Origin of the sequence: Streptomyces canus 299MFChir4.1 (assembly GCF_000383615.1) — a bacterium.
In the GTDB taxonomy this organism is placed as follows: domain Bacteria; phylum Actinomycetota; class Actinomycetes; order Streptomycetales; family Streptomycetaceae; genus Streptomyces; species Streptomyces canus_C.
In genome coordinates, this window is the sequence record NZ_KB911584.1 from 304,207 (window position 1) to 318,587 (window position 14,381).

The window sequence follows — 14,381 nt, forward strand, 5'->3', positions numbered from 1 at the left end:
CGCGCAGTTCCCCGCGCCCCTAAATACCCCTGTCCAGCCGTTGGTTCCTCAGCATGACCCACGCTGTCGCCGCTGTCGCCAGCAGGACTGCTGCTCCTGCTCCGGCGGCGATGGTGAAGCCGTCCACAAAAGCTTCTCGGGCTGACGACAGCAACTCCTGAGCTGTGTTCGACGGCAGCCCGGACGCCACCTCCACTGCTCCGCCCAGGGACTCGTGTGCTTCGGTCGGTGTACCCGTCGGGCCGCTGAAGCCCCGGTACACGCCCGTCACGATCGAGCCCAGGACCGCGATGCCCAGGGCCGCGCCCAGTTCGTACGCCGTCTCGGAGACCGCCGAGGCCGCGCCCGCCTGTTCCTTCGGGACGCTCGACAGGATCACGTCGGCCGTCACCGTGAACGAGAAGCCCGCGCCCACGCCCACGACCAGCAGGGCCGCGCCCAGTACCGGGTAGCCCGTGGACTGGTCGAGCAGGGTCAGGGACGCCAGGGCCAGCCCGACGGCCGCGAGGCCGCCGGAGACCACCGCGCGTACCGAGTACCTGCGGGCGACCCTACCGGCCACCAGTCCCGCCGCCACCGCGCCCACCGCGGCCGGGACTTCTGCCAGGCCCGCCTTCAACGGACCCATGCCCTGCACGAGTTGCAGGTACTGGGAGAGGAAGAAGACCAGACCGGACAGGCCGAGGATGGTGAGCAGGTCGGCCAGGACGGCGCCGCTGAAGCCGTGGTTGCGGAAGAGGCGCATGTCCAGGAGGGGGGCCGGGAGGGTCAACTGGCGGCGGACGAAGGCGTAGAGCGCTGCCGCACCCAGGGCGCCCGCGGCCAGCGGCTCCCCGGTGATGCCGTGCGCGGCGAACTCCTTGACCGCGTAGACCACGCCGATCACGCCGACCAGGGACAGTGCCACGCTGGTCATGTCCCAGGGACCCGGGTTCGGATTGCGGGACTCCGGCAGCAGCTTGACGCCGACGAGGACCAGGACCGCCATCACCGGCAGGTTGATCAGGAAGACCGACCCCCACCAGAAGTGTTCGAGGAGGAAGCCGCCGGCGATCGGTCCGATCGCCGTACCGGCGGAGGCGGTCGCGCCCCAGACGCCGACGGCGAGGCTGCGTTCGCGCGGGTCGTGGAAGAGGTTGCGGATCAGGGCCAGGGTGGCGGGCATCAGGGTCGCGCCGGCGACGCCGAGCAGCGCCCGCGCCAGGATCAGCAGCTCCGGTGTCGTCGCGTAGGCGTTGAGGACCGACAGCGCGCCGAACGCCGTCGCGCCCAGCAGCAGGATCCGCTTGCGGCCGATGCGGTCGCCGAGGCTGCCCATCGACACCAGCAGGCCCGCGATGACGAACGAGTAGACGTCGCCGATCCACAGGAGCTGGGTGCCGGTGGGCCTCAGGTCCTCGCTGATGTACGGGGTCGCGAGGCCGAGGACGGTCGCGTCGACGGCCACCAGCAGCACGGCGAGCACCAGGACGGACAGCGCGAGCCAACGGCCGGGGCGCTTCACCGCCTCGGTCGTGGTCGCCGGCTGCAGGGTGCTGGTCATGATTCCTCTCTCGGTCGTGCGGAATGACGTAGTGCGCCACCGAGCAGCAGCTCGGTGATCATGTGGGTGAAGTCCTTGGGAGCCACGCGGCCCGCCTGAGCGGCCCAGGCGCACGAGGCGACCAGTCCGTAGAGCGCTTCGGTGAGCCAGACCGGGCTGAGGTCGATTCGGAACTCGCCGTTCTGCTGGCCGCGTACGAACACCGAGGCGATCCGGAGGTCCAGTCGCGACCAGGGGTCGCCTCCGCCGTCCTCCCACAGCTCGTTCTCGCCGTAGAGGAAGGCCAGCAGCCCGGCGACGGGTTCGATCTCCCGCACGAGCCTGCGTACGGCGTCGCTCGCGGGCCCCTCGTCCAGGCGCGCCGTGTCGAGGGCCGCCTCGCACTCGGCGATGCCGTGCTCCTCCAGGGCCCGGACGAGCGCGTCCCGTCCCGCGAAGTGGCGGTGCAGCGTGGCCCGGCTGATCCCGGCGGCCTTGGCGACCTCGTCCATGGTCGCGGTGGATTTGCGGGTCAGCAGGGCCGCGGCACTGCGCAGCACGTGGTCACGATCGACAGCCATGAGACGAGAATACCTCGTGTGAGACATTCATGTCTCACACGAGGTATGGATGTCTCACGACAGCCGTTGAGGTGGCTCTCTCAGGCTCTCTCAGTGCCAGGGCAGCTGCCCGCGCCGCTCCCAGTACACCTGCGGCTCCTCCACCAGCGCCGCGAGCCGGGACAGCTGCTCGTCGTCCAAGTCCACGACGGCGGCGTGCAGATTGGACGACAGCTGGGCGGTGGTGGCGGCTCCCGAGAGGACGACTCCGGCCCAGGGCTGCCGCAGGACGAGCGCGAGGGCCACGGCGTCACAGCCCAGGGAGGTCTCCTCGGCCACCGCCCGCAGAGCGTCCGGGGCGTGCGGTCCGGCGAGCCTGCCGTTGGCCATGCCTTCCTTGACGATCACCGTGAGACCGGCGTCATGGGCCTCGGCGAGGGCGGGGGCGGCCGAGGTCTCCAGGGCGTTGTACGTCGACTGGACGGTACGGAAGAGGGGCTCGCCGTCGACTGTCACGGCGAGGGCGGCGCGGATGGCGTCCGCCTGGGAGGGGCCGCTGGTGGAGAAGCCGATCGTGGTGCCCTGGGCGGCCGCCTCCGCGAGCCGCGCGTGGAGTTCCTTGTCGGTGAGGGCCGGGCTCTCGGGGGTCACCGAGTGGATCTGGTAGAGGTCCAGGCGCTCACCGAGCAGGTCGGCGGTCTCGGCGCGCTGCCGGTCGTAGGTCCGGACGCCGTGGTCCTTGACCTCGTGCTGCTCGGCGTCGGTGGTCCAGTCGGCGGTGTAGGTGTAGCCCCACTTGCTGCCGACGACCACGTCGTCGATCTGGGGGTTCTTCTTGAGCCAGTCGGCGAGGAACTCCTCCGAGCGACCGTAGGAGCGGGCCACGTCGAAGTAGCGGACGCCCTGGAAGTAGGCGGCGTCGAGGAGTTCGTGGGTGCGGGCTCGGAGCGTCTCGACGCTCCGGTTCGGTCCCAGGTCTTCGTCTCGGCCCAGGTTGATGTAGCCGGGCCGGCCGACCGCGGCCAGGCCGAGGCCGATGTGGCAGGTGGGGGTCGTCGCTGTGGCAAGGCGGGCGAAGGGCATACCGACAACGTAGCTCGGGATGCCCTTCGCCTCAGGGGGTGGGTTGTGCGGCGCTCCGGCGAATGCGGGAGGGTTGTGGTTGCTCGCGCAGTTCCCCGCGCCCCTAAGGGCGCTTGGCCCACCGGTGTTGAGCCGCCACGTCCGCCTTCACTTCGGTCAGCTGGATCGCCACCGCGCTCGGGGCCGTGCCGCCCCGGCCGTTGCGGGACGCGAGCGCGCCGCGGACGTTGAGGACGGTCCGCACCTCGGGAGTCAGATGGCTGGAGATCTTGGCGAACTGGTCGTCCGTCAGGTCGTTCAGCTCCTTGCCCTCGGCCTCCGCCGCCTTGACGCACTCGCCGGCGACCTCGTGGGCCACGCGGAAGGGCACGCCCTGCCTGACCAGCCACTCGGCGATGTCGGTGGCGAGGGAGAAGCCGGCCGGGGCCAGTTCCTCCATGCGCTCGCGGTTGACCGTGAGGGTCGCCATCATGCCGGTGAAGGCGGGGAGCAGGACCTCCAGCTGGTCGCAGGAGTCGAAGACGGGCTCCTTGTCCTCCTGGAGATCGCGGTTGTAGGCGAGGGGCAGCGCCTTCAAGGTCGCCATCAGACCCGTCAGGTTGCCGATCAGACGGCCGCTCTTGCCGCGCGCCAGCTCCGCGATGTCCGGGTTCTTCTTCTGCGGCATGATCGACGAGCCCGTGGAGAACGCGTCGTGCAGGGTCACGAAGGAGAACTCCTTCGTGTTCCAGATGATGATCTCCTCGGCGATCCGGGAGAGGTTGACGCCGATCATCGCGGTGATGAAGGCGAACTCGGCGACGAAGTCACGGGAGGCCGTGCCGTCGATGGAGTTGCCGACGCTGCCGTGCTCGAAGCCGAGGTCCTTCGCCACCGCCTCCGGGTCCAGGCCCAGGGAGGAACCGGCCAGGGCGCCCGAGCCGTACGGCGAGACGGCCGTGCGCTCGTCCCACTGGCGCAGCCGCTCCGCGTCCCGGGACAGGGACTGGACGTGGGCCAGGACGTGGTGGGCGAACAGCACCGGCTGGGCGTGCTGGAGGTGGGTGCGGCCGGGCATCGCCACGTCCGGGTGGGCCTCCGCCAGGCCGATCAGGGCGTCCTGGAGCTCGGCGATCAGACCCCCGATGATCCGGGCGTGGTCCCGCAGGTACATGCGGAAGAGGGTCGCGATCTGGTCGTTGCGGGAGCGCCCTGCGCGCAGCTTGCCGCCGAGGTCGGGACCGACCCGCTCCAGCAGGCCCCGCTCCAGGGCGGTGTGGCAGTCCTCGTCGGCGATCGTGCCCACGAAGGAGCCGTCGGCCACGTCGGCCTCCAGCTGGTCGAGCCCGGCGAGCATGCGCTGGAGCTCGTCCTCGCTCAGGAGGCCCGCCTTGTGCAGCACGCGCGCGTGGGCACGCGAACCGGCGATGTCGTACGGCGCGAGGCGCCAGTCGAAGTGGACGGACGCGGACAGCTTCGCCAGCGCCTCGGCGGGACCGTCGGCGAAACGACCGCCCCAGAGCCGGACATCACCGCTGTTGCTGCTCACTTGCGTTGCTCCTCACCGCTGCACTCCACCGTCTTGCATGATTATGCAGAGGTCTGCATGATTCGTCAATTCGGAGTCGGGCCCGCCTCCACACTCCGGGGCGGCGGAGAATTTGCGGTCCCTTTGAACACCGGAAACCGCTTACCCGTATTCCACGCCGAACGCAGGCGCCGCGTTGGTGAACGAAGACCACTTCCCGACCCCGAGTGAGGCATCCGCATGTCCAGGGCTCTTCCGAAGTACAACAAGCGCCGCGTGGCGATCATCGGCGGCGCCGCCGCCGTGGCACTGACCGGGGCGATCGTCGCCGGTACCGCCCTCGCCGGGGAGACCTCCAAGAGCAGCGGCAACGCCACCGCCAGAACGCTGGCCGCCCCCGGCAGCATCAGCTGCCCGGACGTGGCCTCGAAGCTGCCCGCGATCCCGGCCACCGCCCAGGCCGAGGTCACCCGCAACCTCACCCTCCTTCAGACCCAGATCAACGAGGCCAACAAGCGGCTCGTCGACACCGTCGGCCAGGGCGGCCCCAACTTCGTCAACAACGCCATCCTCGGCCCGCTGAAGGACAAGCGCGTGGCCACGGTCAACCGCATCGCCACGGCCATCGGCCGTACGGCGGCCAAGCCGGCCGGCCTGGACGCGCTCGCGCCGTGCACGCTGAACGGCGCCGGCGCGGCCGGCACCAACGCCGGCAACGCGGGTGGCAACGCGAACACGGGCAAGGGAAACGGCAACGGCAACGCGGGGAACAGCAACGCCAACGGCGGAGGCAATGCCAACGCGAACGCCGGGGGCAACGCCGCGACCGCCGCCGGCACGATCTCCTGCCCGGACGTGGCCTCGAAGCTGCCCGCGATCCCGGCCACCGCCCAGGCCGAGGTCACCCGCAACCTCACCCTCCTTCAGACCCAGATCAACGAGGCCAACAAGCGGCTCGTCGACACCGTCGGCCAGGGCGGCCCCAACTTCGTCAACAACGCCATCCTCGGCCCGCTGGCCGACAAGCGGAAGTCGACCATCGACCGCATCGCCCTCTCCATCGGCCGGACCGCGCAGAAGCCGCAGGGCCTCGACTCCCTGGCCGCCTGCACGCTCACCAAGTGACGTGACAGGCGCTGTGGCCGCCCCGTGTGAGCGCCGGCCGGGGCGGCCACGGGCGTCGTCGGGCAAGTCGACGCCCGAATTCTTTAGACAGGCGAAAGGTCTGCGCCCATAATGCTTAGACATGGGAAAGACTTATGAGCGCATAGACGGCCGGCTCCGCTCCTTCATCGAGGCGCAGCCCCTCTTCTTCACCGCGACCGCTCCCCTGTCCGGCGACGGCACGGTCAACCTCTCCCCCAAGGGTCTGCGCGGCTGCTTCGCGGTCCTCGACGAACTCACCGTGGCCTACCTCGACTTCGCCGGTTCCACCGCCGAGACGGTCGCGCATCTGCGGGAGAACGGCCGGATCACCCTTATGTGGTGCGCGTTCCAGGGGCCGCCGAACATCGTCCGGGTGCACGGTCGCGGCGAGCCGGTCTTCCGCGACGACCCGCGGTTCAGGGAACTGCTCTCGCACTTCCCGGACATCGACCCCACCGCGCACGGACTGCGGGCGATCGTCGTCGTGACGGCCGAACTGGTCCGGGACTCCTGCGGTTACGCGGTGCCGTACATGGCGTACGAGGGCGAGCGCGACCTGCACGGCAGGCGGTTCTCACGTGAGGACGACGTGTCGCTCAGTGAGTACTTCAGCAAGAAGGAGCACATCGCCACGAGCCTGGACGGGCTGCCGGGGCTGCCGTTGCCGTTGCCGCCGTCCGCGGTCTGATTCACGCCTTGCCGAGCCGGACGGTGAAGGTCGTTGCTCCTGGCCTGCTCTCCACCGCCACGACTCCCCCGTGCGCCTCCACCACCGCTGCCACGATGGACAGGCCGAGTCCCGCGCCGCCGGTCTCCGCCTTGGTGCTGCGGTCGGCGCGGGTGAAGCGTTCGAAGACGCCCGACTGGATGTCCTCGGGGATGCCGGGGCCGTCGTCGTGGACCTTCAGCAGTGCCGTGGTGGCCTCGGCCTCCAGTGTCACCGTCACCTTGGTGCCGGCCGGGGTGTGCAGGCGGGCGTTGGACAGCAGGTTGGCCAGGACCTGGTGGAGGCGGTGTTCGTCGCCCGTCACCGTGACCGGGTCCTCCGGGAGGTCCAGCTCCCAGCGGTGACCGGAACCCGTGGCCCGCGCGTCCGTGAGAGCGTCGAGGACCAGGCGGGTGAGATCGACGGGCGCGGCCTCCAGGGGACGGCCCGCGTCCAGGCGGGCCAGCAGGAGCAGGTCGTCGACCATGGCGCCCATGCGGGTCGACTCGGCGGCGATGCGTTCCAGGGCCCGGGTGATCTCCGGCGGCAGCGGGCCGGGGTGCAGCAGGGCGAGTTCGGCGTGGCCGCGTACCGAGGCGACCGGGGTGCGCAGTTCGTGGCTGGCGTCGGCGGCGAAGCTGCGCAGCCTCTCCTCGCTGGCGTGGCGCTTGGTGAGGGCGTCCTCGACGTGGCCGAGCATGCGGTTGAAGGCGCCGGCGACGCGGCCCACCTCACTGCGCGGGTCGGTTTCCGGGGCGCGTGGCGGGAGGGCCACCTCCCCGCTGGCCAGCGGGAGTTCACTGACCCGGGTGGCGGTCGCGGCGACCCTGCTGAGCGGGCGCAAGGACCAGCGCACCCACAGGGCGCCCGCGATGCCGGCGGCCGTGAGGGCGGCGCCGAAGACGATCCCGGCGACCAGTTCCAGGCGGTGGACGGTGACCTCGACGGGCTCCAGGGGCAGCCCGGTGACCAGGACGTCGCCGTCCAGTCCCCGGGTGGCCAGCACCCGGTAGTCGTCCAGGGCGGCGAGGCCGACGCTGTGGCCCCGGCCGTCGACCGGGACGGCCGCGAGCCGCTTCCGGTCGCCGGCGGTCAGGTCGACCTTCAGGGTGCCGGTGGAGCGGACCACCGCCGCATCGGTGACCGTGCCGTCCACCAGCCGGGCCCCGAAGGTGCCGGCGGCCTGCCGGCGGGTGTCCCCGTGCTCGTCGCCGTCGTGGTCGTCCTTCTGCGGTTGGCCCTGATGTTCCAGGCTGACCGCGAAACGGTTCCCGGCCTCGGTGAGCTGCTCGTCGAGGCGACCGGTGAGGAAGCCCTTCAGCCCGAGGACCGCGGCGACACCGACCGCGGCGCAGCTCACCGCCAGCAACACCACCAGGCCGAGGGTGAGCCGGGCCCGCAGTGTGTGCGGCCGCAGGTCCCTCACGGTGTCACCGGCTTGATGACGTACCCCGCCCCGCGCACGGTGTGGATCAGCGGCTCGCGGCCGGCGTCCACCTTCTTGCGCAGGTAGGAGATGTACAGCTCGACGACATGGGCGCGGCCCCCGAAGTCGTAGGACCACACCCGGTCGAGGATCTGCGCCTTGCTGAGCACCCGGCGCGGGTTGCGCATGAGGAAGCGCAGCAGCTCGAACTCGGTCGGGGACAGCTCGATGAGCTCGCCGCCGCGGGTGACCTCGCGGGCGTCCTCGTCCATGACCAGGTCGCCGACGGTCAGCCGGGGGCCCTCGTCGAGCTGCCGGGCCATGCCCGCGCGGCGCAGCAGTCCGCGCAGCCGGGCGACGACCTCCTCCAGGCTGAACGGCTTGGTCACGTAGTCGTCACCGCCCGCCGTGATTCCCTTGATGCGGTCCTCGACGGCGTCCCGGGCGGTCAGGAAGAGCACGCACACGTCGGCCTTCACGGTGTGCAGAGAGCGGAGCACGGCGAAGCCGTCGGTGTCCGGGAGCATCACGTCCAGGACGACGGCGTCGGGCAGCAGTTCCCGGGCGGCGGCCACCGCCGAGGCACCGTCGCCGGCCGTGCGGACCTGCCAGCCCTCGTAGCGCAGGGCGCCGGACAGGACCTCGGCGAGATCGGGGTCGTCGTCGACGACGAGGACGCGCAGCGGGGTGCCGTCGGGGCGGGTGAGGGCGGGGCGGCCGGAGCGGGTGGTGTTCATCGCTCTTCCAGGATCGCCCCTCGTCGGGGCCGCGGCCCTCCCGGCAGGCTCTGAGTTTCCTCTGAGTCCGCTCAGCGGGGGCCGGTTCAGAGGGTCCTGAGAAGTTCACCTCGCACAGTGGTGTCCCGGACAGGCGAAAGGACACCGTCTATGACCACCGTGTACGAGCGGCGGGCCGCACCGGCCGTGGCGCCGCCCGGGCGACGCTCCGCCGCGGGTGCCGTGCTGGCCCTGCTGTGGGTGGGGGCCGCGGCCGTGATCGGGCTCTGGTGGGCGGACACCGGTGCGGTGGCCGGTACGGCGGCCTGGCTGACCGGGGCCGGGCGGATCGCCGGACTGCTGTGCGGGTACGCCTGTGCGGTGCTGGTGGGCCTGATGGCACGGGTCCCGCTGCTGGAGAAGCGCGTCGGCTCGGACCGGGTGGCGCGCTGGCACGCGATGGCCGGCCGCTACACCGTCTCCCTGCTGCTCGCGCACATCGCGCTGATCCTCGCCGGGTACGCCGCCCAGGACGGCGTCTCGCTGTGGCACGAGACCGTCACGGTGGTCCTCGACTATCCGGAGATGCTCAAGGCGAGCGCCGGCACGGTGATCCTCCTCGCGGTCGGCGTCACCTCCGCGCGCGCGGTGCGCCGCCGCACCGGCCACGAGTTCTGGTACTACGTCCATCTCCTCACGTACGCGGCCGTGTTCCTCGCCTTCGGCCACCAACTGGCCCTCGGCAACGACTTGAGCGGGAACGCGGTGGCCACGGCCGCCTGGTACGCGCTCTACCTGGGCGTGGCCGCCCTGGTGCTGTGGTTCCGGGTCCTCGCTCCGGTGCGGCTGAACCTGCGGCACCGGCTGCGGGTGGAGTCGGTGCGCCAGGAGGCGCCGGGCGTGTGGTCCGTCGTCGTGCATGGGCGGGAGCTGGACCGACTGGGCGCGCAGGCCGGGCAGTTCTTCCGCTGGCGGTTCCTCGCCGACGGTCTGCGGTGGACGTCGACGCCGTACTCCCTGTCGGCGCCGCCCCGCCCCGACCGCATGCGGATCACCGTCAAGGCGCTCGGCGACCACAGCACCGCCGTGGCGTTGCTGCGGCCGGGCACACGGGTGTGGGCGGAAGGGCCGTACGGCTCGCTCACCGGGGACCGGCGGACCTCCTCCAAGGCGCTGCTGATCGGGGGCGGGGTCGGGATCACCCCGCTGCGGGCCCTGTTCGAGACGCTGCCGGGCGAGGTCACCCTGCTGTACCGGGCGCGCACGGTCGAAGACCTGGCGCTGGGCGGGGAGTTGGAGGCCGTCGCGCGGTGGCGCGGGGCACAGGTGCACTACCTGCTCAACGGTCCCCAGGGGCAACGGCCGCGGATCACCGCGGAGTCGCTGCGGGCCGCCGTACCCGACCTGGCCGGGCACGACGTCTATCTGTGCGGCCCGGAAGGCTTCGCCCGGGAACTGTACGAGGAGCTGCGCGCCGCCGGGGTGCCGGACCGCCGTATCCACCACGAATCCTTCGAGCTGTAAGAGCCGTGAAAGCTGTGAGAACTGTGAGGCCACACCCGTGCACGCGCTGAGGAAGAACCACCCGCTGCGCCGGATCGTCCTGGCGAGCGCCGCCACCGTCTCCGGCATGGTCCTGCTGCTGTCGCTGAAGCCGCACACCACCCCGGCCGTCGCCGTCACCGCCCGGTCGACCGCCCCCGCCGTCCAGGGAACCCAGACTGTCACCGGCGACACGATCCAGACCCGCTGGGGCCCGGTCCAGGTCCGCGTCACCGTCAAGGACGGCAAGCTCACCGAGGTCACGGCGGTCACCTACCCGACGGACAACCCGCGGGACCAGGAGATCAACAGCTATGCGCTCCCCCGCTTGCGCAGCGAGGCCCTCCAGGCCCAGAGCGCGGACATCGACACGGTCTCGGGAGCCACTTACACGAGCGATGGTTACCGCCAGTCACTCCAGTCCGCACTGGACTCCGCGGACAGCTGAACACACCGGCGTCACCGCACGTATCTGAGGACCAAGGGACCACGCCCACCCCCCTTGCCCCCGTCCCCGGAGGAAACGTGACCACGACGCTCGCAGGCGGCCGCGCCGCCCGCCGCCAGACGATGCGCCGCATCCGCCCACGCCGTTCCCCGGCCACCGTCCTGCTGCTCGCCGTATGGGCGGGCGCGGCCGGTGTGCTGTGGCTGTGGTGGCACAACACACCGTCAGTGGCCGACGACAACAGCAAGATCCTCAACGCGGGCCGGATCACCGGTCTGCTGGCCGGCTATCTGATGGCGCTCGTGGTGCTGCAGATGGCCCGGGTGCCCGCGCTGGAACGCCGGGTGGGCTCCGACCGGGTCGCCCGCTGGCACGCGATGACCGGCCGCTACACCCTCTGCCTGGTCGTCGCCCACGTCTTCCTGATCATGTGGGGCTACGCCCTCCAGGCCGGCAAGGGGCTCGGCGACATCGTCCAGCAGACGATGGACTCCATCAACCAGCTCCCTGACATGGGCAAGGCGGCCATCGGCACCGGGCTGCTGTTCGTGATCGGGCTGATGTCCATCGGCGGGGTGCGCCGCAGGATCCCGTACGACACCTGGTACCACGTGCACGTGCTGACGTACGCGGCGGTCTTCCTGACGTTCTGGCACCAGCTGACCACCGGCAACGACTTCGCGGTCGAGCCGGTCGCCAAGACCGTCTGGTACGGGCTGTACGGCTCGGTCACCGCGCTGGTGCTCTGGTACCGGATCCTCACCCCGATCCGGCTGAACCTGCGCCACCGGATGTACGTCGAGGCGGTCGTCGAGGAGACGCCGGGTGTGGTGTCGGTGCTGATCGGCGGGCGCAAGCTGCACCGGATGGGCGCGGAGGCGGGCCAGTTCTTCCGCTGGCGGTTCCTCGCGCCGGGCATGCGGTTCAGCTCCCACCCGTACTCGCTGTCCGCCGCGCCCCGACCGGGCATGCTGCGGATCACGGTGAAGGCGATCGGCGACCACAGCGAGCGGCTGCGCGAGCTGGAGCCCGGCACCAAGGTGTGGGCCGAGGGACCGTACGGCGCCCTGACCGCCCAGCGCCGCAGCCGCGGCAAGGTGCTGCTGGTGGCCGGCGGTGTCGGCATCACGCCGATGCGCGCCCTGTTCGAGACGCTGCCGGGCGCGGCCGGTGACATCACCCTCCTGTACCGGGCCAACACCACCCAGGACCTGGCCCTGTGGGACGAGCTCGCCGCCATCGCCGAAGAGCGCGGCGCCCGCCTGATGTACGCGGTGAACAGTCCGGACGGGGAGCGCCCGGACATCTCCGCCGAGTCCCTCCAGCGCAAGCTCCCCGACATCGACAAGCACGACGTGTTCATGTGCGGGCCGAACGGTTTCGCGCAGTCCGTGTACGAAGCACTGCGCGGCGCGGGTGTGCCCGCCCGCCGCATCCATCACGAGTCGTTCGAGATGTGACGACGGGAATTCAGGAGCTGTTGAACCGATGAGGAAGTCTCACCCCGTCCGTCGAGTCGTGCTCGCGACCGCCGCCACCGTCTCCGGTGTCGTGCTGATGCTGTCGCTGAAGCCGTCCTCGGACCCGGCGTCCGCCCAGGCGGGCGGAACGATCCCGCAGCAGACCGCGGCGGCGCAGGAGTCGGCCCAGGGCGGCACCGGAGCGGCCGCCGGTGGCGCGGTCACCGGGGACGTGGTCCAGACCCAGTACGGTCCCGTCCAGGTCCGTATCACCGTCAGCGGCAGCAAGATCACCAAGGCGGAGGCGGTCCAGGCGCCCAAGGGCGGCGAGAGCGACCAGAAGACGGCCCTCTCCGTCCCGAAGCTCAACGAGGCCGTGGTCGCCAAGCAGAGCCCGCAGATCGACACGGTCTCCGGGGCGACCTACACGAGCGAGGGCTACAAGAAGTCGCTCCAGTCGGCGATCGACAAGGCGAACGCTGCCGCCCCGGCCCAGCCGTCGGCTCAGCCCTCAAAGCCGTCCGGCGGGAGCGCCGGGACGGCCGCGAAGACGGTCACCGGTACGGTCTCCCAGACCCAGTACGGTCCGGTCCAGGTCCGGATCACGGTCAGCGGCGGCAAGGTCACCAAGGCCGAGGCCGTGCAGGCCCCGAAGGGCGGGACCAGCGACCAGAAGACGGCGCTGTCCATCCCGAAGCTCAACCAGGAGGCCGTGGCGGCCGGCAGCGCGGACATCGACTCGGTGTCCGGTGCCACCTACACCAGCGAGGGCTACAAGAAATCGCTGCAGTCCGCGCTGGACCAGGCCGGTGGCTGACACGGTGGCCGAGCCGGCACAAGCTCCCGCCGCGGTGCGTCACGCGGAGGAGGTCATGGGGACGGTCTTCTCCTTCGACGTCCGCGGCGGGGAACCCCTTGCCGTGCAGGCGGCACTGCGGGAGGCGGTGGCGGGGCTGCACCGCGTGAACGAGGTGTTCAGCACCTACCGCGACGACAGCCAGGTCTCCCGCCTGGCCCGCGGTGAGCTGACGGTCGACGACTGCGATCGCGAGGTCGCCGAGGTCCTCGAACTCGGCGCCGAGGCCGAGCGGTTGAGCGACGGCTGGTTCAGCATGCGCTACGAGGGCCGCCTCGATCCGACGGGCATCGTCAAGGGCTGGGCGGTGGAACGCGCGGCCCGTCGCGTGGCCGAGTCGGGCGCGACCGGCGTCAGCGTCAACGGCGGCGGAGACGTACAGCTGTTGGGCGTACCGGGCCCCGAACGCCCCTGGCGGGTGGGCGTCTCGGACCCGCTCCGCCCGGGCGGTCTTGCTGCCGTGGTCTCGGCGGCGGGCGCGACGGAACTGGCGGTGGCGACATCCGGCACGGCCGAGAGAGGCGCCCACATAGTCGACCCCCGCACGGGCCGCTCGGCGGTCACTGACCTGCTGGCGGTGACGGTGGTGGCCCCGACCATCACCTGGGCGGACTGCTGGGCGACGGCGGCCTTCGCGATGGGGTCACGGGAGGGTCTGGCCTGGCTGGAGGCGCTGCCGGACACGGAGGCCCTACTGATCACGGCGGGCGACGAGGTGCTGATCACGGGGGGCTTGGCGGCTCGACTCGGGTGAGTTTTGTGCCTTTAGGGGCGCGGGGCTGTGTCGATACGCGGCTCCGCCGCGTGGGCGCGACAAGCCCCCACTCACCCGCGCCCGACGAACAACCGTCAGTGCCCGTTCTGAGCCAACCGCAACAAGTGCTCGGCGAGCGCCTGACCCCCCGTAGGGTTCCGGCTGATCAACATCAACGTGTCATCACCGGCGATCGTCCCGAGAATGTCATGCAGCTCGGCCTGATCAATCGCCGAGGCAAGGAACTGCGCAGCCCCCGGAGGGGTCCGCAGGACCACAAGATTCGCCGAAGCCTCCGCGGAGATGAGCAGCTCCTGCGACAGCCGCCGCATCCGCTCCTCCTTCGCCGACTCCCCCAGCGGAGCACGGGGGGTCCGGAAACCCCCTTCACTCGGCACCGCGTAGATGAGATCGCCGTCGGTGTTGCGGATCTTGACCGCGTTCAGCTCGTCGAGGTCCCGGGAGAGCGTCGCCTGGGTGACGCTCAGCCCGTCGTCGGACAGCAGCTTGGCCAACTGGCTCTGCGACCGCACCGGTTGCCGGTTGAGGATGTCCACGATCCGCCGGTGGCGCGCGGTACGCGTCTGCGGCACCGCGGGCCCCGCGACCCCGTTGTGCTCGTGCTCCTGCGCATGGCTCATCGTCGTCTCATTCC

The 14,381-nt window shown here is 71.1% G+C and carries 14 protein-coding genes; 7 read left to right on the plus strand and 7 right to left on the minus strand.

Annotation, left to right across the window (positions count from 1 at the left end; translation table 11 throughout):
- Nucleotides 1-19: 19 nt before the first annotated feature.
- From H293_RS0109450 to argH, 4 genes are all read right to left on the minus strand, one after another.
- Nucleotides 20-1,543, minus strand: a complete 1,524-nt coding sequence (locus tag H293_RS0109450; RefSeq protein ID WP_020117628.1) for an MFS transporter — start codon at nucleotides 1,541-1,543, stop codon at nucleotides 20-22.
- Nucleotides 1,540-2,103: a TetR/AcrR family transcriptional regulator gene (locus H293_RS0109455; RefSeq protein ID WP_020117629.1), complete on the minus strand. Its 564-nt coding sequence runs from the start codon at nucleotides 2,101-2,103 to the stop codon at nucleotides 1,540-1,542. The genes H293_RS0109450 and H293_RS0109455 overlap by 4 nt, the downstream gene beginning before the upstream one ends.
- Before the next feature lie 90 nt (nucleotides 2,104-2,193).
- Nucleotides 2,194-3,165, minus strand: a complete 972-nt coding sequence (locus tag H293_RS0109460) for an aldo/keto reductase (RefSeq protein ID WP_020117630.1) — start codon at nucleotides 3,163-3,165, stop codon at nucleotides 2,194-2,196.
- A 103-nt stretch (nucleotides 3,166-3,268) separates the two neighbouring features.
- Nucleotides 3,269-4,693 (minus strand): argininosuccinate lyase, encoded by a 1,425-nt coding sequence (argH, locus tag H293_RS0109465; RefSeq protein WP_020117631.1) that lies wholly within the window; start codon nucleotides 4,691-4,693, stop codon nucleotides 3,269-3,271.
- Between the two features lie 219 nt (nucleotides 4,694-4,912).
- Here argH and H293_RS0109470 point away from each other — a divergent pair, with 219 nt between their 5' ends.
- Together H293_RS0109470 and H293_RS0109475 are read left to right on the plus strand one after the other, a co-directional pair.
- Nucleotides 4,913-5,797: a hypothetical protein gene (locus H293_RS0109470; RefSeq protein ID WP_020117632.1), complete on the plus strand. Its 885-nt coding sequence runs from the start codon at nucleotides 4,913-4,915 to the stop codon at nucleotides 5,795-5,797.
- Nucleotides 5,798-5,918: 121 nt separating this feature from the next.
- Nucleotides 5,919-6,506 (plus strand): pyridoxamine 5'-phosphate oxidase family protein, encoded by a 588-nt coding sequence (locus H293_RS0109475; protein ID WP_020117633.1) that lies wholly within the window; start codon nucleotides 5,919-5,921, stop codon nucleotides 6,504-6,506.
- 1 nt (nucleotide 6,507) lies between these two features.
- On the opposite strand, the gene H293_RS0109480 is transcribed toward H293_RS0109475, so the two are convergent.
- Both H293_RS0109480 and H293_RS0109485 read right to left on the minus strand, forming a co-directional pair.
- Nucleotides 6,508-7,950: a sensor histidine kinase gene (locus H293_RS0109480; RefSeq protein WP_020117634.1), complete on the minus strand. Its 1,443-nt coding sequence runs from the start codon at nucleotides 7,948-7,950 to the stop codon at nucleotides 6,508-6,510.
- Nucleotides 7,947-8,687, minus strand: coding sequence for a response regulator transcription factor (locus H293_RS0109485; protein ID WP_020117635.1), 741 nt, complete (start codon nucleotides 8,685-8,687; stop codon nucleotides 7,947-7,949). Before H293_RS0109485 ends, H293_RS0109480 begins: the two co-directional genes overlap by 4 nt.
- A gap of 150 nt (nucleotides 8,688-8,837) precedes the next feature.
- Between H293_RS0109485 and H293_RS0109490 the strand changes: the two genes are divergently transcribed.
- From H293_RS0109490 to H293_RS0109510, 5 genes are all read left to right on the plus strand, one after another.
- Nucleotides 8,838-10,190: a ferredoxin reductase family protein gene (locus H293_RS0109490; RefSeq protein ID WP_020117636.1), complete on the plus strand. Its 1,353-nt coding sequence runs from the start codon at nucleotides 8,838-8,840 to the stop codon at nucleotides 10,188-10,190.
- Between the two features lie 37 nt (nucleotides 10,191-10,227).
- Complete coding sequence (locus H293_RS0109495; RefSeq protein ID WP_020117637.1) at nucleotides 10,228-10,656, plus strand: FMN-binding protein; 429 nt, start codon at nucleotides 10,228-10,230, stop codon at nucleotides 10,654-10,656.
- Between the two features lie 77 nt (nucleotides 10,657-10,733).
- Nucleotides 10,734-12,116 (plus strand): ferredoxin reductase family protein, encoded by a 1,383-nt coding sequence (locus H293_RS0109500; protein WP_020117638.1) that lies wholly within the window; start codon nucleotides 10,734-10,736, stop codon nucleotides 12,114-12,116.
- A gap of 28 nt (nucleotides 12,117-12,144) precedes the next feature.
- Entirely contained in the window at nucleotides 12,145-12,933 is a 789-nt protein-coding gene (locus tag H293_RS0109505) for an FMN-binding protein (RefSeq protein WP_033415323.1), read from the plus strand.
- Nucleotides 12,926-13,726: an FAD:protein FMN transferase gene (locus H293_RS0109510; RefSeq protein ID WP_020117640.1), complete on the plus strand. Its 801-nt coding sequence runs from the start codon at nucleotides 12,926-12,928 to the stop codon at nucleotides 13,724-13,726. Before H293_RS0109505 ends, H293_RS0109510 begins: the two co-directional genes overlap by 8 nt.
- 95 nt (nucleotides 13,727-13,821) lie before the next feature.
- Here H293_RS0109510 and H293_RS0109515 read toward each other — a convergent pair whose 3' ends face one another.
- Nucleotides 13,822-14,367 carry an arginine repressor gene (locus tag H293_RS0109515; protein WP_020117641.1) on the minus strand — a complete coding sequence of 182 codons (546 nt, stop codon included), beginning with the start codon at nucleotides 14,365-14,367 and terminating at the stop codon, nucleotides 13,822-13,824.
- Between the last annotated feature and the right edge of the window lie 14 nt (nucleotides 14,368-14,381).